The sequence below is a fragment of the Rhodobacter capsulatus genome (genome assembly GCF_005144475.1).
GTDB lineage: Bacteria > Pseudomonadota > Alphaproteobacteria > Rhodobacterales > Rhodobacteraceae > Rhodobacter > Rhodobacter capsulatus_C.
In genome coordinates this window covers 67,349-90,817 of the sequence record NZ_SWJZ01000012.1, presented here as the reverse complement: position 1 = coordinate 90,817, position 23,469 = coordinate 67,349, and the positions used below count along the sequence as shown (strand labels likewise).

General features: G+C 65.2%; 21 protein-coding genes and 3 pseudogenes. 18 read left to right on the top strand and 6 right to left on the bottom strand.

Annotated elements, in window-relative coordinates:
- Window positions 1-426, top strand: coding sequence for a pseudoazurin (locus tag FBT96_RS03925; RefSeq protein WP_136905043.1), 426 nt, complete (start codon window positions 1-3; stop codon window positions 424-426).
- Complete coding sequence (locus tag FBT96_RS03920; protein WP_136905042.1) at window positions 423-1,211, top strand: class I SAM-dependent methyltransferase; 789 nt, start codon at window positions 423-425, stop codon at window positions 1,209-1,211. Before FBT96_RS03925 ends, FBT96_RS03920 begins: the two co-directional genes overlap by 4 nt.
- Window positions 1,212-1,446: 235 nt before the next feature.
- Here the strand turns inward: FBT96_RS03920 and FBT96_RS03915 are convergent, their stop codons facing one another.
- Window positions 1,447-2,286 (bottom strand): helix-turn-helix transcriptional regulator, encoded by an 840-nt coding sequence (locus tag FBT96_RS03915; protein ID WP_136905041.1) that lies wholly within the window; start codon window positions 2,284-2,286, stop codon window positions 1,447-1,449.
- A 124-nt stretch (window positions 2,287-2,410) separates the two neighbouring features.
- On the opposite strand from FBT96_RS03915, the gene FBT96_RS03910 reads away from it, so the two are divergent.
- Window positions 2,411-4,537 carry a TonB-dependent siderophore receptor gene (locus FBT96_RS03910; protein WP_136905040.1) on the top strand — a complete coding sequence of 709 codons (2,127 nt, stop codon included), beginning with the start codon at window positions 2,411-2,413 and terminating at the stop codon, window positions 4,535-4,537.
- Window positions 4,537-6,102: an enterochelin esterase domain-containing protein gene (locus FBT96_RS03905; RefSeq protein ID WP_136905039.1), complete on the top strand. Its 1,566-nt coding sequence runs from the start codon at window positions 4,537-4,539 to the stop codon at window positions 6,100-6,102. Before FBT96_RS03910 ends, FBT96_RS03905 begins: the two co-directional genes overlap by 1 nt.
- Here FBT96_RS03905 and FBT96_RS03900 read toward each other — a convergent pair.
- The gene (locus FBT96_RS03900) at window positions 6,090-7,136 is read right to left on the bottom strand and encodes an ABC transporter substrate-binding protein (RefSeq protein WP_136905038.1); all 1,047 of its coding nucleotides are present in this window, start codon (window positions 7,134-7,136) and stop codon (window positions 6,090-6,092) included. The two genes, FBT96_RS03905 and FBT96_RS03900, sit on opposite strands and share 13 nt — an antisense overlap.
- Window positions 7,137-7,372: 236 nt before the next feature.
- On the opposite strand from FBT96_RS03900, the gene FBT96_RS03895 reads away from it, so the two are divergent.
- The gene (locus FBT96_RS03895; RefSeq protein ID WP_169583179.1) at window positions 7,373-9,904 is read left to right on the top strand and encodes a TonB-dependent receptor; all 2,532 of its coding nucleotides are present in this window, start codon (window positions 7,373-7,375) and stop codon (window positions 9,902-9,904) included.
- 53 nt (window positions 9,905-9,957) lie between these two features.
- Window positions 9,958-10,506, top strand: a complete 549-nt coding sequence (locus FBT96_RS03890; protein ID WP_136905036.1) for a glutathione peroxidase — start codon at window positions 9,958-9,960, stop codon at window positions 10,504-10,506.
- A 227-nt stretch (window positions 10,507-10,733) separates the two neighbouring features.
- Here FBT96_RS03890 and FBT96_RS20580 read toward each other — a convergent pair whose 3' ends face one another.
- The gene (locus FBT96_RS20580; protein ID WP_169583177.1) at window positions 10,734-11,339 is read right to left on the bottom strand and encodes a hypothetical protein; all 606 of its coding nucleotides are present in this window, start codon (window positions 11,337-11,339) and stop codon (window positions 10,734-10,736) included.
- Between the two features lie 278 nt (window positions 11,340-11,617).
- Here FBT96_RS20580 and FBT96_RS21585 point away from each other — a divergent pair.
- The 8 genes and pseudogenes from FBT96_RS21585 to FBT96_RS03860 form a co-directional block, all read left to right on the top strand.
- Window positions 11,618-12,214, top strand: a pseudogene (locus FBT96_RS21585) (aldo/keto reductase); the annotation flags it as partial.
- 49 nt (window positions 12,215-12,263) lie between these two features.
- Complete coding sequence (locus FBT96_RS20985; RefSeq protein WP_212635353.1) at window positions 12,264-12,602, top strand: aldo-keto reductase family protein; 339 nt, start codon at window positions 12,264-12,266, stop codon at window positions 12,600-12,602.
- On the top strand, window positions 12,599-13,321 hold the full coding sequence (locus FBT96_RS20575) for a sulfotransferase-like domain-containing protein (protein WP_169583175.1): 723 nt from the start codon (window positions 12,599-12,601) through the stop codon (window positions 13,319-13,321). The genes FBT96_RS20985 and FBT96_RS20575 overlap by 4 nt, the downstream gene beginning before the upstream one ends.
- Window positions 13,228-13,710, top strand: a complete 483-nt coding sequence (locus FBT96_RS20570) for a GFA family protein (protein WP_283234916.1) — start codon at window positions 13,228-13,230, stop codon at window positions 13,708-13,710. Before FBT96_RS20575 ends, FBT96_RS20570 begins: the two co-directional genes overlap by 94 nt.
- Window positions 13,700-14,140, top strand: a complete 441-nt coding sequence (locus FBT96_RS03875) for a LysE family translocator (protein ID WP_169583171.1) — start codon at window positions 13,700-13,702, stop codon at window positions 14,138-14,140. Before FBT96_RS20570 ends, FBT96_RS03875 begins: the two co-directional genes overlap by 11 nt.
- A gap of 17 nt (window positions 14,141-14,157) precedes the next feature.
- Complete coding sequence (locus FBT96_RS03870) at window positions 14,158-14,349, top strand: hypothetical protein (RefSeq protein WP_136905034.1); 192 nt, start codon at window positions 14,158-14,160, stop codon at window positions 14,347-14,349.
- A gap of 4 nt (window positions 14,350-14,353) precedes the next feature.
- Window positions 14,354-14,623 carry a gamma-glutamylcyclotransferase family protein gene (locus tag FBT96_RS03865; protein WP_136905033.1) on the top strand — a complete coding sequence of 90 codons (270 nt, stop codon included), beginning with the start codon at window positions 14,354-14,356 and terminating at the stop codon, window positions 14,621-14,623.
- Between the two features lie 49 nt (window positions 14,624-14,672).
- A complete protein-coding gene (locus FBT96_RS03860) occupies window positions 14,673-15,023 on the top strand; it encodes a transposase (RefSeq protein WP_136905032.1) in 351 nt (116 codons plus the stop codon).
- Window positions 15,024-15,077: 54 nt separating this feature from the next.
- Here the strand turns inward: FBT96_RS03860 and istB are convergent.
- Together istB and istA are read right to left on the bottom strand one after the other, a co-directional pair.
- Window positions 15,078-15,885 (bottom strand): annotated as a pseudogene (istB, locus tag FBT96_RS03855) (IS21-like element helper ATPase IstB).
- Window positions 15,886-15,945: 60 nt separating this feature from the next.
- A pseudogene (gene istA, locus FBT96_RS03850) lies at window positions 15,946-17,448 on the bottom strand (IS21 family transposase); the annotation flags it as partial.
- Window positions 17,449-17,678: 230 nt separating this feature from the next.
- On the opposite strand from istA, the gene FBT96_RS03845 reads away from it, so the two are divergent.
- From FBT96_RS03845 to FBT96_RS03830, 4 genes are all read left to right on the top strand, one after another.
- Window positions 17,679-20,042 carry a virulence-associated E family protein gene (locus tag FBT96_RS03845; protein ID WP_169583168.1) on the top strand — a complete coding sequence of 788 codons (2,364 nt, stop codon included), beginning with the start codon at window positions 17,679-17,681 and terminating at the stop codon, window positions 20,040-20,042.
- A gap of 600 nt (window positions 20,043-20,642) precedes the next feature.
- Window positions 20,643-20,882, top strand: a complete 240-nt coding sequence (locus tag FBT96_RS03840) for a hypothetical protein (RefSeq protein WP_136905030.1) — start codon at window positions 20,643-20,645, stop codon at window positions 20,880-20,882.
- Window positions 20,879-21,481, top strand: coding sequence for a recombinase family protein (locus FBT96_RS03835; protein ID WP_136905029.1), 603 nt, complete (start codon window positions 20,879-20,881; stop codon window positions 21,479-21,481). The genes FBT96_RS03840 and FBT96_RS03835 overlap by 4 nt, the downstream gene beginning before the upstream one ends.
- Entirely contained in the window at window positions 21,471-22,088 is a 618-nt protein-coding gene (locus tag FBT96_RS03830; RefSeq protein WP_136905028.1) for a hypothetical protein, read from the top strand. Before FBT96_RS03835 ends, FBT96_RS03830 begins: the two co-directional genes overlap by 11 nt.
- An 11-nt stretch (window positions 22,089-22,099) precedes the next feature.
- Here the strand turns inward: FBT96_RS03830 and FBT96_RS03825 are convergent, their stop codons facing one another.
- On the bottom strand, window positions 22,100-23,416 hold the full coding sequence (locus FBT96_RS03825; protein WP_169583167.1) for a reverse transcriptase/maturase family protein: 1,317 nt from the start codon (window positions 23,414-23,416) through the stop codon (window positions 22,100-22,102).
- Between the last annotated feature and the right edge of the window lie 53 nt (window positions 23,417-23,469).

The following is a 23,469-nucleotide window of genomic DNA, read 5'->3' as shown; positions in this document are numbered from 1 at the left end:
ATGAAATTTGCCGCCATCCCGGCCGCTGCGCTGTTCCTGTTCGCCGCGCCGCTGCAGGCCGAAACATACGACGTGAAGATGTTCAACCGCGCCGAGAGCGGGCCGATGACCTATGAGCCCGCCTTCCTGCACATCGCCCCGGGCGATACGGTGCGATTTCTTCCGGCCCAACCCGGTCACAACGCCGCCACGATCGAGGGCATGATCCCCGAAGGCGCCATCCCGTTCAAATCGAAGATCAACGAAACCTTCAGCGTCACCCTGACCGTTCCCGGAAGCTATGGCATCAAATGCAGCCCGCATTTCGCCATGGGCATGGTCATGCTGATCGAGGTGGGCGACGCCCCCGCGCCGGGGCTGCCCGCCGATCTGCCCGCGCGGGCGCGCAGCCGGTTCGAGGCGATCCTTGCGGCGCATCCGCAATGAGCAACTTTGATCTGTCCGAGGAGATCCGCGCCTATTGGGGGCAGCGCGCCGCGACCTTCGACCTGGCTTTCGGCCACCGGATCGCCCCCGGCGCCGAGGCCAGGGCCTGGGCTGCACCGATGCACCGGCTTGGTCCCGCGCCGCAACGGGTGTTGGAGCTTGCCTGCGGCACGGGCGAGGTGACGCGGCTTTTGCACGATCTTGGCCACGAGGTCACCGCGCTCGACTTCTGCGAGCCGATGCTCGCCGTCGCACGGGCCAAACACGCGGGCAAACCGCGGTTACGGTTCCGTCTGGCCGATGCTCACGCCACGATGGAACCTGCGCAAAGCCATGACGCGATCCTGTGCCGTCACCTCGTTTGGACGCTGACCCGCCCGGCCGAGGCTTTTGCGCACTGGTTTCGCGTTTTGCGCCCGGGCGGGCGGTTGCTGATCTACGACGGCAACTGGGCGCGGCCCGATCCGCGCGGGTATTGGGCGGCCGGGCTCCTGGCGCTGTGGGAGCGGCTGTCGCCCGATCCGACCTACCACGGCGCACTTGGCGATCGGCACGCCGGGATCATGCGCCGTCTGCCCTTTGGCGCCGGGCTGACGTTCGAGACGCTGGAGCCGATGCTGCGTTCGGCGGGGTTCGTCGATCTGACGCAGATCCCGCATGAGCCGATCGCGGAGGCCCAACGCCGCTCCAATGGCCTGCGCAACCGCCTGAGGACGAGGGTCTACAGGCGTTTCATCCTGCTTGCCCGCAAGCCGGAGGCAGAGGCCCCCTCTGCGGTGCGATGAATACGAAATAAGGATCGAGACCACAGGGTCGCGCCCGACCATGTCTGGCGCGGTCGTCCGCACCGGTGCCGCGACCTGAAATCTGCTCTGCGCGGGGGGGGGGCTTCCCCGGTCTGCGAGGGCGGCCTTCAACCACGCCCAAACCTATGCGCTGCACGCAAGCTGATCAGATGCCTTGTGCAAATTGACCGCCGCATCGTCGCCGCCGCGATCTGAGACGCGATCTGAAACGGGGCTAGCCCCTCGGGCTGTCGCGGCGCGCTTGCGAGGGTGTCAGCCCGTAGCGGCGCCGAAAGGCGGTGGCGAAATTCTCGGCCGAGCTGAACCCGGCGAGGCTTGCGGCGGCAAAGACCGGCGCGCCCGCCCGCAGCGCGCGCAAGGCCAGATCGAAGCGTTCGGCGCGCAGGAACGCCCCGAGACTTTTGCCTTCCTGCGCCTGCACCTGCCGCTCCAGACTGCGCAGCCCGACGCCCATCCGCCGCGCCAGTTGCGCCGTCGTCAGCTTGTCTCTGGCCGTCGCGGCAATCTCGCGGCGCAACCGCGTCAGCAAAGCGGGGCTCTCCGGGTTCAGGATCAAGGCCCCCGGCCCGGTTTCGCCAGGCCCGTCGCCCCCCAGATCGGCGATGACCTGATCGAGCAGGCTCATCCCCAGGGCCATCCGCCGCAGCGGCGTGTCCTCGCGCAGGATGTGCCGGGCCGTCGCAAGCACCGCGGGCCCCGGCACGAAACGCAGCACGGAAAATGTCCCGGGCAGGGCCGACAGCGCCCCGGCCCCCGCCACCGTGTCAAGCCAGTCGGGCGGCATCGCCAGCGACAGTTTCGTCAGCGGCCGCCCCTCGTTCACCTCGAACGTCACCTCGGTCGGCGTGCCGATCCGAAACAGCGCGCCGTCGGGCAGGGGGTCCGCATCCATCTCGATCCGTCGGCCGCCCAGAACGAAGCGCTGCCGACCCGAGAGCAGCAGGAACACCATCAGCTTCGGCTCGACCCGGCCGGGACGGGGGTCAAGAACGCCGTCGCGGGGTTCGTTCAGGACGCCCAGTCGGAAGTCGCCGGGGAAGCGCTGGATGCTCATGGCGGGTTTGTCGGAAATTCAAAGGGTTTTGACGCGGTGGCACAGGTCGGGGGCATCGACCCCCGGTGCGCAGGACTATAATACCTGACAAAATTACACAAGATAGCGCCCGCAGGAGCCGCCCATGCCCAGATCTCTTTCCCTGTCCCGGTTTTCGCCGCTTCTGGCGGCGTTGATCTGTTCCACCGTCCTGTCCGCCACGGCGCTGCGGGCCGAAGACACGACGGATCTGCAGCAGATCGACGTCAGCGGCGGCGCGGTCGATGAAACCTCGATCGGCTATGTCGCGCAGGGCTCGCATGCGGGCACCAAGACCGCGGCGCCGCTGACGAAGACGGCGCAGGCGATTTCGGTCGTTCCGGCCAGCCAGATCGCCGATCAGGGGGCGACCTCGGTCGCGCAGGCCCTGCGCTACACCCCCGGCATCGTCACCGAATATCGCGGCAGCTCGAACCTGCATGACGAGACCTTCGTGCGCGGCTTCTATTACGTGCCGCGCTTCCTGGACGGGCTCGCTTTCGGCACCAACAGCTTCGGGCAGATCGACCCCGCGCTGCTGGAGCGGGTGGAGCTGGTCAAGGGGCCGTCCTCGGTGCTTTACGGTCAGGCGAACCCGGGCGGGCTGATCGCGATGACGACGAAAAAGGCCGATGGCGCGCATCACGGCGAGATGGTGGCAAGCTTCGGCACCGGCGATCGGGCGGGCCTGTCCTTCGATCTGGGCGACAGGCTCTCCGACACGCTGTCGTGGCGGCTGGCGGGCACGGGCTGGCGCGTCGACACGCAGGAAAACGGGCTGGAGCAGCAACGGTTTTCCTTCGCGCCTTCGCTGACCTGGGCGCCGACCGATGCCACCCGGCTGACGGTTCTGGCGCTGGTGCAGAACGAACCCGACGCCGGGTTCCGCAACTTCCGCGAGGCGGCGGGCACGCTGATCCCGACGGCGACGGGCGATCTGGTGCCGTGGGATTTCCTCGTTTCCGATCCGGCCTGGGACCGCTCCACCCGCAACACCCGGGCGCTGGGGGCCGAGTTCGAGCATGATCTGACGGCCAATACCACGCTGCGGGCCAAGGCCCGGCTGAGCCAGATCGACAGCGCGTATCGCACGCTGATCTGGGGGGCGCTGGCCTCTGACGGGGTGACGATCTCGCGCAGCGCCTCGGGCGGCACGGATGATCTGCGCCAGGGGCTGCTCGATCTTTCGCTCGAGCATCGCTTCCACACCGGCGCGGTCGAGCACAGGCTGCTGGCCGGGATCGATCATCAGGACAGCCACCGCGACTATCACTGGGGCTATGACTTCAGCACCGCCTCGATCGACTGGACCAATCCGGTCTATGGCCAGAGCGATTTCGACCTGTCCGACCGGGTCAGCGACACCGATACCGACGCGCGTCAGACCGGGCTTTATCTGCAGGATCAGGCGACGGTGGGCAACTGGACGCTGTCGGCGGGGCTGCGGCTTGACGATTTCAGAAGCGAGATCACCGACAACCAGACCGGCACGACCTCGGTCTTTGACGACCGCGCCACCACCGGGCGCATCGCCGCGCTTTACAGCTTCGACAACGGCATCGCCCCCTACATCAGCTGGTCGAGCAGCTTCGAGCCGGTGACGCAATCCTCGGGCACGGCGGTGCCCTTTGATCCGACCGAGGCGGAACAGCTTGAAATCGGGGCGAAATGGGCCTCGGCCGATGGGCGGCTCTTTGCGCAGGCCGCGGTCTACGACCTCAGCCAGACCGGCGTGCTGGTCTATAACGACAGCTCTTCTGCCTACGAGCAGATCGGCCGGATCGACAGCCGCGGGCTGGAGCTGGAAGGCCGGGCGGAACTGGGAAGCGGCTGGAGCGTGATCGCCGCGGCGGGCTGGATCGATGCCGAAGTGAAGGAAACCACGACCGCGGCCGAATTGGGCAAGACGCCTGCGCGGGTGCCGGACATGACCGCCTCGATCTGGGCCAAATACACCGCCGAGGCGGGCTATGACGTCGCGCTTGGCCTGCGCCATATCGGCGCCTCGCAGGGGAATGCGACGAACACCTTCGAGGTGCCCTCGGTGACGCTGGTCGATCTGGCGCTGGGCTATGATCTGGGCCGTCTGACCCCCGCGGCCGAGGGGGTGCGGGCGCAACTGAACGTGCAGAACCTGACCGACAGGCAGTATGTCGCCTCCTGCGCCAGCGCCTATGCCTGTTTCGTCGGCTCCGAGCGCAGGGTGACCGCGAGCGTGAGCACCAAATTCTGATGCGTCCCGCGGTTTCCCTCGGCGGGATCTTGCTGGCGGCGGGGCTTGCCCTGCCGTCAGCGGCCTTTTGCGAAGCCCTTGCCCAGGGGGAAACCCTGTCGGCGACGCTTGCCGGTGCGGCGCGGGTGATCCCGCTCGCCGTGCCGGAGCAAAGCTATGTCACCGGGCGGTTTCAGCCCGGCGGGGTCGAGCAGGTGCTTGATCTGATCGCGCCGGACGGCCGGTTGCGGGAACTGGCGCGGGGCAGCGATGGCGGGCAGGACTTTCATCTTCTGATGCCGCCCGCGGGGGCGCTGCGCGTGAGCGGTCCGGCGGGCAGCGCCTTTTCGCTGCGTCTGGCCAGGGTCGTGCCGCCCGCGGCGCAGACACCGCCGCCCCCGACGTATCTCAGCCCCCGGATCGGCGCCCTGGCCGAGGCTCTGGCGCAGGGGGGCGACAGCCGGGATTTCTGGGCCGAGGTGGCGCGCAAGGGCACGCCGCTGGTGGAGCGCGACGGCGCGGGGCTGATCGTGACCTTTCTCTATCGCGGGCCGGTGCGGAACGTGCGGCTTGTGGGCGGTCCGTCGAACGATCACGACTGGCTCGGCCGTCTGGGGCAATCGGATGTCTGGTATCGCAGCTATCGCGTCAGCCCGGATATCCGGCTGTCCTACCGTCTGGCGCCCGATGTGCCCGCGCTGCCGGGTCCGCCGCGGATGCAGCGCATGGCGCTTCTCGCGACCGTCGGTCCCGACCCGCTGAACCCGCGCCGCTGGCCCGAGGACAGCGGCAGCGCCTCGGTCTATGAGGGCCCCGCCGCGCCCGTGCAGCCGGGCTTTCCGGCCCGGGCCCTGCCGGTCGAGGAGATGCGTTTTGCCTCGGCCCGTCTGGGCAACACGCGCCGCGTGCAGATCTTTCGCAGCACCGGTTTCACCCCCGCCGATCCAGAGGCGCTGCTGCTTTTCGTCTTTGACGGGCCGACGGCGGTGCGGGATTGGCGCCTTCCCGGCGCGCTCGAGGCGCTGGTGGCCGCGGGCCGACTGCCGCCGCTGGCCGCGGTGTTCATCGACCCGATCGACGCCGAAACCCGCAGCGCCGAGCTGCCCGGCAGCCCCGATTTCAGCCGCGCGATGGCGCAAGAGCTGCTTCCCTTTGCCGCCCGCCATCTGGGGATGGAGCCCGATCCCGCGCGCACGGTTCTGGCCGGGGCGAGCTTTGGCGGGATCGGCGCGGCGCGGATCGCGCTGGATCGCCCCGACCTTTTCGGCGCGGCGATCGCGCTTTCGGGGTCGTTCTGGTGGGCGCCCGAGGGGCGGGGCCAGCAGCCGCTGGTCTGGATGGCCGAGCGGGTTCTGGCGGCGCCCCGGCTGCCGCGTCTGGTGCTGACCGCGGGCGCCTATGAAACCGCGCGCGGCGGCGACGCGGGCCCGGCCCCCGACGATCTGCGCGAAACCGGCCGTCAGCTCCATGCCGCGCTTCGGGGGCGGGGCGCCGATGTCACCTTCCTGCCCCATACGGGCGGGCATGATGGTTTCGTCTGGCGCGGCGAGCTGACCGAAGCGCTGCTGCGCCTTTACGGCAGGTGATGCGGCTCGGGGACCGTCCGGCGCAAGGCGCTTGCCCAGCGTTCCAGAAGCGCGGGATAGGCGATGATGTCATAGCCGTTCCACCCGGGCAATTCCGCGATCCGCCCCGTCGCGACCGCGGGAACGGCAGCCGCCGCGGGCACGGCCGAGAGGGCCGCGTCAAGCGCCCGCCGGGCGGCGGCCGGTTCGCCGGTCAGCACGATCATTTCCGGCGCAAGGGCGGCAAGTTCTGCCCCGTCGATCGCCGCGCGCGCCGCCCCGTCTTCTGCGGTCCCGTCTTCTGCCACCCCGTTTGCCGAAGGCCGCGCGGCATTTTCAAGACCGAGCCGGTCGAGCAGGTCGCGCGATATCGGGCTTGCGCGCAGTTCCTGCCGCAAGACCCCGTCCGGCCCGGCAGAGAGCACCAGCGTTCTGGGCCGTGAGGGCAGCGGCAACAGCGTCTCGACGCGCGCCAGCGTCGCCGCGCGCGCCTGCAAAAGCGCCTCCGCCCTGGCCCCGCGGTTCAGCATCTGCCCGATCTGATAAATGAAAAGCTCGTCGCCCAGCGTGTAATCGGCGATCTCGATCTTCACATGGTTGACCGCGATCAGGCCGCCTTCTGCCGTCATCAGCGGCATCAGCCGCATCGGATCCTGCAAACGTTCCGCCGCCGTGGTGGCGCCCGTCTGTTCGACGAGGATCCGCTCGGGCTGGGTTTCCAGAACCGCCACCAGAATTTCGCAGCTGTTCACATCCGCCATCACCCGCGGCGAGCTCAGCGCCAGCGCCCCCGACGGCAGCTGCGCCATTTCGGTGGCGGCATCGTTCTGGCGCAGGGAAAAGGCGCGGCTCTCGACCCCGAGATGACGCGCCACCGCCACCAGCCGGTCGCCCAGCAGGATGCTGGGGTCCAGCGCGGCGACATCGGCGGGCAGGGGGGCGGTGAAGCCCGGGCGCAGCGGATCGGCGGCGGGGGGCGGCGTGTGGGCGGCGCAAGGCAGCACGGGGAAAGACAGGCTCAGGGCAGAGAACAGGCACAGGCGGGCGAGGCGCATGGCAAACTTTCGTTTATGAGGGAGGGGCCCTGTCTCGCCTGGCGCCGGCTGGGGAACGGGTCTGGCAACCCTGCCTTTGATCGCGGGGGAAGGTCAAGATCCTCTGTGCCGCATCTTGAACTGCGCGCGCCAAGCCGGTAACGACAGCTTTGACGCCAGCCTCAGCCAGCGAAAGGTCGCAACCCTTTTGCCGCCCTGGGGGCATGATGCGCAAGACACCCGGACTATTCCTTTTGTTGACGTGCCCCCTGGTTCCGGGGCTGCTGCTGGGCGGGCCCGCCCTCGGTCAGGCGGTGCCGGAGGCGGAAAGCAGCGACGCGGCGACCCTGGCGCCGATCGTCGTGCGCCACCACAAGGCGGGCGAGACCGAGACCTCGGACGGCGCGCAGGAGGTCGAAAAGGGCGAGATCGCGCTTTTCGGCGGCGTTTCGGGCGATGTGAACGCGGCCATCGCGGCGCTTCCGGGCGTGCAGGACGAGACCAGCCGCACCGTGGACGGCGCCTTCGACACCGGCACCAATTCCGACAGCAAGCTCAACCTGCAGCCGTCCAAGCTGTCGATTTCCGGCGGTGCGGTCAACGAGAACCTCTTCATGATGAACGGGGTCAGCATTTCGAGCACCGTCGCCGCGGAGCCCTTCGCGGCGACGCCGCTTGACAAGGCCGATGGCAGCACCGGCATCAACACGATCTACGGCCTGCATCCGCAAAGCCAGTATATCCCCGAAGCCTTCATCGAGAAGGTCGAGGTGCAGACCTCGGACATTTCGGCGCAATACGGCGGCTTTCAGGGCGGGGTGGTGAATTATCGCCTGCGCGAGCCCTCCGGCGAAAAGCGCGGGCTTTACACCTTTGGCTATACGTCGGACGCGCTGACGCATTACAGCAACGGCACCCCCGAGGGCAGCAACCCGCTTGGCCGCAGCAAACCCGAATGGACCCGGCGCGAGATCGGCTTTGAATATGAAACCCCGCTGAGCGACCGCACGGCGTTGCTTTTCTCGGTCAGCCGCAACGCCGCCTGGGGGCGCAAGCAGCTTGATTATCAATATCTTGGCGACGATGTGGAGTCGGACTCGACCAGCGATTTCGCGCGCCTTGCCCTGCGCCATCAGGCCGATGACGGCGGCGTCTTTTCGCTGTCGGCGGCGGCCACCGATTACGATCAGGATTGGGCGTCGAATTACGCCTGGGGCTATACGCTGGCCACCCGGACCCGGGCGCGCACCCTCACGGCGCAATATGAAAACAGCTTTGGCCCTTGGGACATGACCTCCGGCCTGACCTATGCCACCAACGATGTGGAGAATGACAGCAACGTCGATTACTTCGCCAACTGGATCGGGCGTTATTATGACAACACCACGCTTGATGGCGCGCTGGGCTGGTGCAATGTCGGTGCGCTGACGACGGGCTATGTCTCGTGCATGGAGGGCGGCTTCACCGGCGACAAGCGTCTTGACGACGACACGCTGCGCGCCGACCTCAAGGTCAGTCGCGCCCTTGCCGGGGGCGAGCTGCGCTTTGGCGCGGCGGTGCAAAAGACCCGCGCCAGCCGCAGCCGTCTGAAAGACACCACCGCCTATGCCGCCTTCAACCGCAATTTCGCCGGCATCTGCGCGCCGGGCGACGCCTTTTGCAACGCCGATCAATATGCCTGGATCAAGGTGATCTATCCCGCCTATGCGACGACGGTCGAGGCGCAAAAGCTCGAGGCCTTCGCCGAATGGGAAAAGAGCTGGGACAGGGTCGATCTGCGCGCGGGGCTGCGGCTGGACCGCAATGACGTGCTGGACAACACCGATCTCGCGCCGCGCCTCTCGCTGGCCTTCCGGCCCAGCGACACGCTGCGCGTCGATCTGGGCCTGAACCGCTATTATTCGGATGACTATCTGGCCTATGCGATCCACGACAACACCCCGATCGCGATCAACCAGATGCGGTTCAGCCCGACCGGGGACTGGAGCTATTACGATTTCGGCCAGTACCGCTACACCCAGCAGGGGCTCGACACGCCCTATACCGACGAGATCAAGCTGGGGGTGACGGCGGATGATCCCTGGTCCGACGGCGTCTGGCGGCTGACCCTGCTGGATCGGCACGGCCGCGACCAGTTCGCCCAGGCCGCGCGCACCGGCGCGGATGGCAAGGAGATCAACTTTCTGACCAACGCGGGCACCAGCCGCTATCGCGAGGCGAAGCTTGAATACGACCGGGTCTGGGACCGGACCCGGCTGCGCAATCTGGACAGTGTCGGGCTGCGCGTCTCCGGGGTCTTTGCCGACAACGAGACCTCGGCCAGCAGCTATTACGACAGCGACGACGCGCTGAACGAGCTTGACCTGATCTGGTATCGCGGCACCTCTTACAGCCGCGCGGAATTCAGCGAGCTGACGGGCAATTACGATATTCCGGTGCGCGCGCAAGTCGAGGTGCAGACCAGCTGGAAGGACGGGCAATACGGGCTGGGCATCGGCGCCGACATCAACTTTGCCTATGATGGCGTGCGCGATACCGATGTCGATGAAACCCACACCAACCCGACCCATGGCGACCGGCCGCACAGCGTGTTCGAGGATTACCGCTTCAAGACCTATGCGCAGATCAACCTTTCGGCGCAGGCGCGGATCTTCACCGATGGCGACCGCGAGGCCTATCTCAAGCTGAAGATCGCCAATCTGCTGGATGACAGCGCGGGTCCGTCGACAGTTCAGAACCCCTGGGTCGAAGGCCGCAGCGTCTGGCTGGGCACGCAGGTCACCTGGTAATCATCGCGCCCCCGACGCAGCCGCCGGGGGCGCCTTTTGAAAGCGAGGCTTCGATGTCGTTTTTTCTCAAGCGCCGCGGCTTCATCGCGGGCGGGATATCGCTTCTGGCACATGCGGTCGCGCGGGCCGATCCGGCCCCGGTGTTCCGGTTCGACGCGATTGGCGGCGGGGCGCAGATCGACCTGTCGCGCTGGCGTGGCCATCCGGTTCTGGTGGTCAACACCGCCTCTCACTGCAGTTTCAGGGCGCAACTGGGCGATCTGCAGCAATTCCACGAGGCATGGGGGCCGCGCGGGCTGCGTGTGCTTGCGGTGCCCTCGGATGATTTCGGCAAGGAATTCGACACCGCCGCCGAGACGAAGGCCTATTGCGAAACCGTCTGGGGGATGACCGTGCCGATGAGCGAGCCTGTCGTCCTCCTCGGGGAAGCGGCGCATCCGTTTTATCGATGGCTGCGCGAGACGCGGGGGTTCGTGCCGAACTGGAACTTCAACAAGGTGCTGCTGGACGGCGCGGGGCAGGTCGTGACCACCTGGGGCGCGCCGGTCAAGCCGGGGTCGGAGGAGATGAAGCGGATCATCGCGCCGCTGCTGACCGCCTGAACCGGAACGTTCCGGCAGATCCGGTCGGCTCGTGTCCAGGGGGCGGTGCCAGGGCATCGCCGTCGGCGATGTGATCCCTGTGGTCGTCAAGGGGGATGTCGAAATCGGTTTTCTTGTCGCGTGACCGGACCGCAGGGATGAGCGCGGGCCATTCACGGCGGCCTGCCTTCGCAACAAAAATATTCCATCTTTATCAGAATGTTGGGCATCGACATGATCGTCGCCCGTCAAGATCGCCTGCCGATCAGGTCTGCTGCCGAAGCCTGACTCATGCCGAAAGCCTGAAAGCAACGGGGCTGGCGCCTGCAAGCCGAAACCCTTTGCCGGATCGACACCACGGCACGTGCCGAATGCCCGTTGACAGGCGAGTGCGACCCCCTTGATCCCGCCAGGCGGGAATATTGAAACAAATTCCATCCAGGGACGAGTGGCGCGTGGTATTTTGTGCAAGGACCATGGTGATGTCGGGAGGCGGTCTTTCCTGCTGGTATGTGGTGGAACGTCTGCATCGGGCCGGGGTGCCGGTGACCGTCTGGTCGGCCGATACGGGCCAGGTGGACGAGCCGTTGGAAAACGCCTTTCTGGATCGGATGGCCGTGCTTGGCCTGCCGCTGGTGCGGCAGGATCTGCGCCCCGCCCTGGGCAAGATCGGGCTGGAGATTGCCCGCGCCCAGGCCCGGCTGCGGAATGGCTACTGGAACACGACCGGGGCGCTCCGCGTGGCGCTGGTGACGGCCTGTGCCGCCTGGCAAGACGCGACGGGTCTTGATGCGGCGCAGACCGGGCTGGCCCATGGCTGTGTCGGGCTTGGCAATGATCAGCGCCGGTTCCACCGGCTGTTTCGGGCGATGCGGCCTGCCCAGACCGTGCAGACCTGCCTTGCGGATGGGTCGGCCGCCGGCGAGGCGCGCCCTTGCCGGTCTGCCTGCGACCCCGGGGCCCTGCGCGCATCTGCTGCTGAATCCGGCCCGCCATCCGGTTGCAACGGTTCTGGAGGGGATCACGGGCCCCTTGCCCCGGATTTCGGCCGATGCTTTCGCCTCGCGATTGGCGCAAGCGCAGGCCCGCACGCCCCATCCGTCGCTTGCGCGGGCGCTGGTGCTGATGCGGTCTGCGACCGAGGCGCCGTTGTTTCAACCTGCGGGCCCGCCCGCCGATCCTGGCGGGGCGCGCGTGTCCTTGCCCTGGCCGCCGCCCGCCAACCCCGAGCCCGCAAACCCCGGACCTGTCGTCCCTGCGGGGGCGCAAGACGCAATCATTCATCGAGAGGCCGTGTCATGACCGTGACCCCCCGACGCTTCGGACGCCTTGGCTGGCTGCCCATCTGGCCGCGCATCCGGCCCGGACCCTGCGTGTCGCGACGAAGATTGCCCCCGCGAACCGCTGCTGGCCCAGCCGGCGCGGCGATCGCTTCGAGGACATCTATCCGGCGGACTATCTGCGCGCGGCGATGGGGCAAAGCCGGAGCAATCTGCAACAGGATCGGATCGACCTGATGCAGTTCCACGTCTGGGAAGATGACTGGATCGACGCCCCCGCGTTTCATCGCGCGATCGGGGGCTGGCGTGCCGCCGGTCTGGTGCAGGGGATCGGGCTCAGCCTCACTCGCTGGGAACCCTGGAACGACCTGCGGGCGGTGGACAGCGGTCTGATCGATGCGGTGCAGGTGATCTACAACATCTTCGATCAGGCCCCCGAGGATGAGCTTCTGCCTGCCTGCCGGGACAGGGATGTGGCCGTGATCGCCAGGGTGCCGTTTGACGAAGGCCCCCCTGACAGGCACATTGCGCCACGACAGCAGCTGGCCCGAGGGCGACTGGCGCAACAGCTATTTCGTGCCCGAGAACCTGATCCCCAGCGTCGATCGTGCCGAGGCCTTGCGCCCTCTGGTTCCGGCGGAAGAGACCATGGCGGGTCTGGCCCTGCGCTTCATTCTGGCCAATCCCGATATTGCGGTGGTGATCCCCGGGATGCGGCGCAAGGCGCATGTCCGGGCCAATCTGTCCCGCTCGCAGCAGCCGCCGCTTTCGGACGGGGTGCTGGCATCCTTGCGGGCGCATCGCCGGGAGCGCCAGCCGACGGACTGGTCGCAGTGACGGCGGCCCGTTCAGAGCGGCAGCCCGACGGAACCGGGCATTGGCCGGACACCGGTCTTTGGGCGCTGTTCGCGCTGCCGCGATCCCGGTCAACGGCGCTGTTTCGCGCCTTCACCGCGCGCGAGGAATTCCTGTGCCTGCACGAGCCCTTCTGCAGCCTTGCCGATACCGGATCGGCGGTTCTGCCCGCAGCGGGGGAAGGGGCGACGGGGGACGGGTCGGGGGCCGGGGTGCGGCTGACCGGCGTCACCGCCCTTGCCGATCACATTGCGGCATTGGCACGGCACCGCCGGGTGTTTCTGAAGGAAACCACGGATACCGCGCTCGAGGGTCTGGCCAGCCATCCGATGCTGGCCGAGGCGCGCGACATCGCCTGCCTGACCCGCGACCCGCCGGGGGCCATCGCATCGCATCTGACCCTGCGCCCGCAGGCGAGCCTGGCCGATCTGGGCTATGGCCACCTGCACCGGCTTGTCACGGCGCTGGACAGCCGGGGGATCCCGTTGCATCTGCTGCGCGCCGAAGAACTGGCGGCAGACCCCGAGGCGAGCTTGCGCCGCTATTGCCGGGCCGCGGGCCTGCCCTTTCATCCGGCGATGCTGGATTGGCCCGCGCAAGACCGGCCGTGCTGGCGCGGCGGCTGCGCGGCACCCGGGCCGAGGGCGGCTGTGCCTGTGGCGCGCTGCGCGATCACATCCTGCAGTCTCCGCGCGATCTGACGGAATGTTTCTGCCCATTGTGCCGACGCAGCAGCGGTGCGACCCGCCTCGCCTGGGGCACCGTGGATCGGGAGGCTTTCATCTTGTCGGGCAGCGGATTGGCCACCCATGCCTCCAGCCCGGCCTGTCGGCGCGGGTTCTGCATGCGCTGCGGCACGCATCTGACTTTTGCGGACGCCAGCCGCCCGCAAGAGATCGACTTCACGCTGGCCAGCCTTGACGCCCCGGAGGCCCATGTGCCCGGGACGGCGCTGCATGTGGCTGACCGGCTGGCCTGGGATCCCCCGTCGCCGGGCCGCCTGTCCTATTCCGCCGCGCGCGGTTCCGCGCTTCTCCCCGACACGCCCCAAGGGCCCGGGCCGAACAAGAGCAAACATCATGACGCCTGAACTCTGGGGCACATTCGTGCTGACCGTGCTTGTCCTCAATCTGACACCCGGCCCTGACATGGCCTATATCCTGAGCCGGACCCTGGCGCAGGGGGCACCGGCCGGGATCATGTCGGCCGCAGGGGTCTGTTCGGGCGCGCTGTTCCATGTGGGGCTGGCGACGCTGGTTTTCACCATTTCGCTGCAGATCTCCGAGGCGATGCAAACCGGCATCCTGCTGGCCGGGGGGCTTTACCTGTCGTGGCTGGGCATCAACGCCCTGCGCGAAAAGCCCGGGACTTTCGAAATCATCCCGGCCAGTGATCGCAAGATGCTGCGGCGCATCTTTCTGGAAGGGGTGGTGGTCGATATCCTGAACCCGAAAGTGGCGCTGTTCTTTCTGGCGCTGCTGCCGGTGTTCATCTCGGATCGCAGGGCGGCTGGTTTCTGACCCTGGGCATTCTGGTTGTGGCGCTGTCGTTTCTGATCGAGGCGGCGCTGGTCCTGACCGTGCATCGGATGCGCAGGCTCACCATCGGCGATGCCGCCAATACCGTCCTGCCCCGGGTCATGGGTCTGGTCTTCCTGGGCCTTGGGGCCGACACGCTTGCTTCGCTGAATTATCCGGTTCTGCGGCAAGCCTTTGCCGCGAAAGGGTAAGCGCATGGAAGATCAGGCCGTCCTGCCGCCCGATGCGGATATCCTGTATTTCGCCTATGGCTCCTGCCTCCATCATGCCAGCCTGTCGGCTTCGCTTGGTCTGGAGGTGGGGCCGCGCTTTCTGGGACCGGCCCGGCTGAGCGGATACCGGCTCAGGTTCAGCGATGCTTCGGTGACCGAAGCCGTGTGCTTTGCCACGATCCCGCCCGAGCCGGGCGCGCAGACCGAAGGGGGGCTGTTTCGTAAGCGGTGCATATACCCCATGTTCCAATGAAATAAGGGTTTTGCGATGATCTCCCTCTCTCTGTTCGAAGGAGGTCGAGATGTTGGACGAGGGTGAGGGCGGCGATGTGGTGGTCTGGGGAATCCCGGTGATCACCGCCGACAACGGGCGTCGGATCTGGCCCGATGAGCTCAAGGCCATGGCGGTGCAGAAGATCGAGGCCGGCACCAAGATCGTCACCGTCGCCAAAGAGATCGGGGCCAACGAGTCCCTGGTCGCGAAATGGGCGCGCGCCGAATTGCCCGAGCTGCCGCGCCGGGGGCGGCCGCAGGGAAAGGCTGTCAACGGCGGAGTAAAACCCTGCCATTCGGCGGTGCAAAAACCTGCCACTTTGGTCTTTGCGTTTGGGATGGAAATGGGTGGCGGCCAGTCAGCCGCGCTCATCACATAGCTGGCGGTTGACTGGCCGCCTTGGCCCCTCAGGGCCAAGTTTGCGCGGGGTTGGTCAGCGTGTTTCTGCGCCGTTTCTCGCGCGGCTCTGCGCAAGGCGGAAACTCTCGCCATTCATCTCGAGGATGTTGACATGGTGGGTCAACCGGTCGAGGAGCGCGCCGGTGAGGCGCTCGGTGCCGAAGGTCTCGGTCCATTCGTCGAACGGCAGATTGCTGGTGATGAGCGTGGCGCCGCGCTCATAGCGTTGGGAAATCATCTCGAACAGAAGCTCGGCGCCTGTCTTTGACAGGGGCACGAATCCCAGTTCTTCGATGATCAGCAGTTTGACAGCGGCCAGTTGCTTCTGGAAACGCAGGAGGCGCCGTTCGTCGCGGGCCTCCATCAGCTCGGTAACCAAGGCCGCCGCGGTGACGAAGCTGACCGACAAACCTTTCTGGCAGGCCGCCAATCCAAGCCCCAGGGCTACGTGGGTCTTGCCGGTGCCGCTGGGGCCAAGTGCGATGACATTCGCACGCCGTTCGATCCATTCGCAACGGGCGAGCTCCAGCACCTGCATCTTGTTGAGTTTCGGGATTGCCTTGAAGTCGAAGCTGTCCAGGCTCTTGGTGGCCGGGAACTTCGCGGCCTTGATGCGGCGCTCGATCATCCGACGCTCGCGGTCGATCAGTTCAAGTTCAACCAAGCGGGCCAGGAACTGGAGGTGATCCACGCCCTCGGCGGCACATTGCGCGCGCAGGCGCGCAAGACAGTGGCGGCCTGCACCGCCGGGGCCGGGCCAGTTTCTCATGCTCGCGCAAGAAGGTGGGGAGCTTCAGGGTCTTCAGATGATGGGCGAGCAGGATCTTCGGGGCATCGGTCATGCCGCATCCCCCGTCAGCAGGGACATATAGCTGGCGGCCGAGGTGGTCGCGACATGGGCCCTTGGCAAGTGAGGCATCGACCGCGATCCGTCCGAGAGAGATGCCGAACGGATAGACATCGAGATCGAGAACGGCGGCCGTTTCTCGACGTGGCAAAGCACGAGGTGCTTGACGGCGTCAAAGCCGATCGCCCCGAGCTTCAGGGCCTTCTTCACGGCGGCATGCACATCCGCAAGCTCGAAGGTCTTGAGCAGGCGCAGAACCTGCACATACTCACGGCGCCCCATCTTCAGCATTCGTGCCTCCATGAGGCGGCGAAGGGTGACGAATTCGGACGGCAGGTCCCAACCAGCCAGCGGTGCGGCCTGATCCAAGGCATTGATCTTCTTCTCGATCAGCGGGAGATAGTGGATCGGATCGAATACCATCTCTGCGCGGTCGTAACTGCGCGGGTGCCGGGCAATCACCTCCCCACCACAACCGATCACCACCCGGTCGACGTAGCCGCGCACCCAGACATCGCGGTGGCCATGGGCGACCGGGACCGAGTAATCGTTGGTGTCGTAGCGTACGAGGGACTGGGAACTGACCCGGCCACTGGTTTGGTCACAGGCCTCGAAGGGGGCTGCAGGCAAAGGTCGAAACTCCAACAGATCGCGGGCGAGCCGGTCTCCGATCGTCTCATCTTCGCCGCGCAGAACGTCGCTTTGACGCTTGCGGCATCGGGCTTCGAGATCGGCATTGAAGGCATCCCAACTGGAAAAGCGTGGGATTGGTACCATGAAGTTGCGCCGGGAATACCCCACCAGCCCCTCGACATTGCCTTTGTCATTCCCCTTGCCGGGGCGTCCATAGCGGTCACGAAACAGGTAATGTGATTGCAGGGCGCTGAACAGCCTGGCCCGCTGGCGCGTCCCGTCGGGCAAGATCTTCGCAACCAGGCAGCGATCGTTGTCATAGAGCACCGACAAGGGCACTCCGCCGAAAAACGCAAAGGCATGGACGTGGCCGTCTGTCCAAGCCTCCGCCGTCGCCACCGGATAGGCGCGCACGAAACAGGTGTCACTGTGGGGGAGGTCCATGACGAAGAGTGAGACGGAACCGTGGCGCCAGATGGCGCCGCGTAAGTCCGTCGAACGCTTTCTGCTCGACGTCGTCGATGACAACGACAGCTTCGCCGAAATCCGCCTGCGCATGTCCGGGCGGGTGCGCCAGCGGCACGAACATCTCCCGCCCACGCCGTTCGCGCTCCCGAACATAATCCTTGATGATCGTATAGCCCCCGGTGAAACTGTGTTCCTCGCGCAGCCGGTCGAAAATACGCTTGGCGGTATGGCGCTGCTTGCGATGCACGGTCTTGTCGGCCTCGAGCCAGGCATCGATGATCTCGATAAACCCGTCCAACTTCGGGCGCTTGATCGGTGCCGTGCGCCGATACCCGGGCGGCACCGAGAAGGCCATCGCCTTGTCCACAGTATCGCGCGAGATGTTGAAATATGACGCGGCCGCGCGTCGGCTCATACCTTCAGCACAGGCCAGACGGACCTTTCGATACAAATCCACGGTATAAATCTCCACGCCCTCCCTGCCTGACGCAAGAAGAGCAGAGTGGCCGGTTTTTACACCGCCCGCAGCAGGACTATCCCGCCGCTTCCGTGGCCGACTTTTGCACCGCCGTTCTCAGCTTGGCTGGAACGCGAAATTGACGGCTGGGTGGCGGCCCGTGCCGAGGCGCGGGTGTCGGGATGAAAGAAGCCCCAACCCGTGGAGAGCGGGCCGGGGCGGAAGGTGACTTGCTGAACACCTCCAGTCTATCCGATCCCGCCACCGCGACCGACCAAAAAGACTTGTCTGGTAAGACCGATGATGCGGTAGCGTTTCTTGAATGCTGGCAGCCGGGCGGGCCATGGGTTCTGACTGCCATCGTCCCTGACAGCGGCAAGATCGCCACTGCCACTTTTTCGGCCAGCAACCTCGGACAGATGCGCGACTGGATCGAAGCGCGGCTGGGCAGGCAGAACATCTACTTTACCGTGAACGTGGTTTTCGGTGGCGTGGAGGTGAAGCCCAACAAGGGCGCAATTTCGGCTATCCGCGCGCTACATGTTGATGTGGACCCACGTGTCGGTGAAAACCCCGAGGAAGAACGGGCGCGGGCGCTACGGACGCTGTTGGCCTATGATCCGATCCCGACTGTGATCGTGGACAGCGGCGGCGGTATGCAGGCCTTTTGGCTTACCGAAAGCAGTGTCGCTATAGGCGGCTCTCCCGATCTTTCGAACCTTGTCTTGCGCCAAAGTAAAGGCGTGCCTTTGATGGCGGAGGAAACAGCACTTGTCGAGGCACACCTTGGGAGATTGTTGGATGTGGTCGAAGCCCGAAATTTGAAAATTGAAACAGACCTGCAAGCCGATGCCTGCCACAATGCCGACCGCATTATGCGGTTGCCCGGCACAGTGAATGTCCCGGACAGCAAGAAGCGCAAGAAGGGGCGCGTCCCGCGCCTTGCCGCCGTAGTGGCCTCCGACTGGGCGCAGCGCTATCCGCTGGACGCCTTCCCCCGCGCGCCGCAGAAGGTGGCAGGCGGTGGCGCTCCGCTGGCGCGCGCGGCGCTGGCGACCGATCTGCCCGCCGTGCCGTTTGACGCGGATGGACGGCCCGACCTGCCGGTGTCCGACCGGACCAAAATGCTGATTGTGCAAGGGCGGGACCCTGACGATCCCGGACGCTATGCAAGCCGTTCGGAGGCGTTCTGGGCTGTGGTCTGCGATCTAGCGCGGGCGAATGTGCCTGACGACGTGATTGCCGCCGTGACCCTGAACCCGGAATTTGCGATCAGCGGCCATGCGCTAGACCAGCCCAAGCCCCGCCAATATGTGGCGCGCCAGATCGGGCGGGCGCGGGCGGAGGCAGATGACAGCTTTGAATGTGATAAAGAAGGCAGGCCGCTTTCGTCGTCGCAGCGCAATATCCGCTTGGCGATGCGAAAGCTCGGGGTGGTGGTGCGCCATGACCTCTTCGCTGGCCGCGACCGGATTGATGGTCTGGAAGGTTTCGGCCCGCCATTGGACGATGCGGCGGCAAACCGCCTTTGGCTGCTGACCGATGAACGATTTCGGTTTCGGCCTTCGCGCGACCTGTTCCTGACCGTCCTTTCGGATGCAGCAAGGCAGAACGCCTTCCACCCTGTCGCGGAATACCTTGCCGGGCTCCGGTGGGATGGCGTTCCCCGGATCGGGCGATGGCTTGCCACCTATGGCGGCGCGGATGACACGACCTATTCGAGGGCAGTGGGGGAATTGATCCTTGTCGCCGCTGTGCGGCGGGTGCGGCGACCGGGTGTGAAGTTCGATGAAATGCTAGTGTTGGAAAGCCCGCAGGGCACGAACAAGTCGACGGCCTTGAAGGTTCTGGCTGTCCGGGATGACTGGTTCACCGATGACCTCCCGCTGAATGCCGAGGCGAAGCGCGTGATCGAGGCGCTTTCTGGAAAGTGGATTGTCGAGGCAGGCGAGTTGAAGGGGATGCGACAGGGCGGGGCAAACCATTTGAAGGGCCTGCTGTCTCGCACCCGCGATAAGGCCCGCATGGCATACGACCGCCTTGAACGAGAGGCCCCCCGCCAATGCGTGATCGTCGGCACGACGAACGACAGTCGCTACCTGCGCGACACGACCGGCAATCGCCGGTTCTGGCCGATTGCAGTGACGGGCTTTGACCTTGATGCCCTGCGGCGCGACCGCGACCAGCTCTGGGCCGAAGCCGCCGTGCGCGAGGCCGAAGGCGCGGCGATCCGGCTGGACCCGGCGCTTTGGGGTGAGGCAGCCGCTGAACAGGATGCCCGGCGGGAGGAAGACCCGTTCTATGAAACGCTGCATGCGGCGCTGGGCGAAGAAATGGCTGGCAAGTTGCGCGCGACCGATGCTTGGCGCATCGTCGGGCGTGTGGCCGGGATGCGGACCCAGGACGATATGGAACGGCTGGGGGACGCAATGCGTCGGCTGGGGTTCGACAGAAAACAGCGGCGGTTCGGTGGAAACCCGGAACACTGCTATGTGCGCGGCGATGGAGCGCTGCGGATCGTGCCGGAGTTTGGACCCGATGGAGCCCACGAAGGGACGCATCTGGAAGGCGACGTGAGCCGCGACCCGTTTTAGGCGGCTACGGGGCGACGGCGCGCCAATGTGGGGGCTACGCTTAAGTGTTTGGCTTTGTGTCGGGAAAGCCCAGCGTAGCCCCCGTAGCGGCCCGTAACGCCAGCGACCTAACCCCTGCGGCAGAGATGCTGAACGCCCAAGATAGCGGTGCCATTCCCCCGCCGCTCTTGCCCCTTTGTCCTTTTGGGAGGCTACGGGGGTTACGGTGGAAGAAGGGCCAGCGGCGGGTGGACTTAGCCGTAACCCATCGGGGGTAACGGCTGGGGATACGGCGGGCGCTACGGCGGCTGCCTCTGTGCTTCGGTCTTTGGGCAAGAAAGCCATCGCTTTGCGCGCTGTGCTGCCGCCTAAAAGGCCGGGGGGCCGATCTGTCCGGCGACGGCCCCGGGTGCCAGTGCCAGAGCCACATTTCTTGCCGCTAAGTGCACAATCCGACCCGCCCGGAAATCGTCTCCGCCGCCCCGTCATATTTTTCCACGATTTCAACGGCCACTTTCCGCCCGGACCTATAGCCCCATAAGTGCTCGTTTTCCGGGCTAGACGGTGTGGAAGTGTTCCGTTTATGTTCTCGTACTTGGCACAACCTATGGCGGAGTTTGAATGAGCGGCATTGAAGACAAGATGAATGAATTCGTGCCGGGCATCGTTGACGGCCAGCGCGAGTTTTACCACGTGGCGGCTGATGGCGCAGTGACGCGCTGGTGGCTGGTGCCGGGCCGACACACATCGACCATCTATGGCCCGGCTGATGGCCACCCTTTGGGCAGCGCGCACCGCCCCGGCTGGCACGATGCGACCGGCAACCCCCTTCCCTGCGATCCAAGAGAGGCCACCGAATGACCCGCAAAGTCGCCTTGTATGCCCGCGTAAGCACCATATCCCAAGACCTGACCCCGCAGCTTATCCGGCTGCGCGAGGTGGCGGCGCGGGCGGGCTGGACCGTCGCCAACGAATATCATGAGACGATTAGCGGCGCGGCCAAGGCCCGCCCTGCCTTTGACCGGATGATGGCAGATGTGCGCCGCCGGAAGGTGGACATTGTCGCCGCCGTGGATCTGACCCGTCTTGGCCGCACGACCATCGGCCTGCTGCATCTGTTGGACGAATTGCGCCAGACCAACTGCGATCTGTATGTGGACCGCGAAGCAATCGACACCACCACGGCGGCGGGCCGGATGATGTATACGATGGTGGCCGCTGTCGCCGCGTTTGAGCGTGAATTGCTGATCGAACGCACCGTGGAAGGTCTGGCCCATGCCCGCGCAAAGGGTGTCCGCTTTGGCCGTCCCCCGGCTTCTGACGGCATCGTTGATGCGATCCGGTCGCTTCGCCTGCAAGGTCTGGGCATCAACTCCATCGCGCGGGAATTGCGCGTGGGCAAATCTACCGTCCAGCGCATCGCCAATGAGATGAAAGAGGAGGCCGCAAATGCCGTCTGACGATCTGCCATCGCGCAAGGTGAACCCCGGCCCCGGCGGCTCTGGCCGCTCGCATTTCGTCGTTGGCGCACGGGGCATCAAGATCATTGAAGAGCTATCCGCCCGGGGCTGTCACCTGACCACCATCGCCCGCGCCCTACGCATGTCGAAGGACGCCTTGCAGGTCTGCCGCGCCCGCCAGCCCGAGGTGGAAGAAGCCTACCAGCGCGGCCTTGCCTCCGAACATGACGCACTCGTTTCGAACCTGCGAACCGCCGCAAACGAGGGCAACGTGGTCGCCAACCTGTTTCTGCTGAAAGCTCGGCACGGATACCGTGAAGGCGTCCCCCTTGAGATCAACACCACTGTCAACATGGGCGGGGTTTTGGTTGTTCCGGCTGACATGACGGTAGAGGAATATCTTGCCCGCAAGCAGGCGGAAGGGATGATTGACGTGACCCCGCTGCAGCGCAACCACGCGCCCTCGCCGGTGGACCAGAACATCATGCCTGAACTCATCGAACGTCTGCCGGAAGCGCCGATCCCCGGTTCTCGCCCCACGCCTTCTGGAACCGCCATCGCATCGTTTCCGGGGTCGCGCGGCCTGCGAGGCGAGCGCGGAGATTGACTGGCAGCGATCTATGGCACTTTGGGTTTGCCGAGGGCCTTCAACTCTGCCAGTTCCTTTTGGGCCGCTCTTTCGAACCGCTTTACTTGTCCTGTGATTTTCTCATCGCTGCCGAAAACAGCAGCGCTTCGCCTCCCGTAGGACGAAAAATTCCGTATCGTTCGAATGCCTTGATCGTCCCGGACTTTGAGGTGCGAAAAGCGCCTGCGCAGCCTTTTTGTGTGAGCCCCGTCAGAGACCCCCGCCGCTATCTTTGCAGTGGCAACCTTTCTGATCCGCTTCATGGCTCGTCGCATTTTTCGCCATTGCCGTGACAGCGAGCTTTCTCGGATTGCTGGCCCATCCTCATGCAGCGTGAATCCAAGATATTGCGCTGCGCGTGATGATCTGGGCAAATGGGCTGCCGCTCCAAAATCAGTTCGTTCGGTCTTGGCGGGGTTGATTTCAAGCAGTTCGCTTGCGATCAAACGCATCACTTCTGCCTCAACCGCAACAGCTTGGGCCGGATCGCAAACTACCATAATGTCGTCGGAGTAGCGGCGGTAAAGGGCACCTATCCTGTCACAATGAGCCTTCGCTGCTGCATCGAAATCTATCATATAGAGATTTGAAGCTGCTGCGCTGATCGGGGTTCCTTGCGGTATCCCGCGCTTCTTGCCTTTTGCGATTTCTGGGTTGGGGTGAAAAAATACCCCAGCCGCTTTCAGTTCCTCTACACCTGCAATCCTATCCCGTGATCGCGCAGCCAATCTTGGTGCGAAGATGGCATGTGCCTTCAATTCCTCTAGATCAACAAAATGGAAGGCGGTGAAAGAACGGAAAACCCTGTGCCAGTCGTCGGCAAGCGAAGTAACACCGAGCACAGTCTTGAGGCGCTTTTTCAACAATCCATGGTCAAGGTTGTCAAAGAAGCCTGTCACATCAAACGCGAGAATTGTCACCGGGGCGTTGGCCTTTGCGTAGGCGAGAACCTCCGCAGAAAAATCATAGTTGCCCTTGCCGAGTGAACGGTATGCGATGACGTTTTCTGACAGGCCCGATGCAAGATACAGCTTTTCCAGCGCCTGATTTAATTGATGGGCATAATACGCCAAGATGCAGGCATCACGATGCGAGGCGTATTTTATTTGCCGATCTTTGGTCGTAATGGTGCGAACCCCAGACTTGGCGTCCTTCTTGTAACGTTTTTCCGATTTTGTGTAATGAAGCAGCGGTGAGAACGGATGCCGGGCCACGAAAGCCGGGTCCATAGCGCGAGCAGAAAACTTATCATCAACCGGGAGGTCAAAGTGACGGTATCCACGGGGCTTAAACCAGTCCAGCGACATAAATCCTCCTGTCGCAAAGTTTGGAGGACTGACCCTGACCCTGGGTTCCGGTT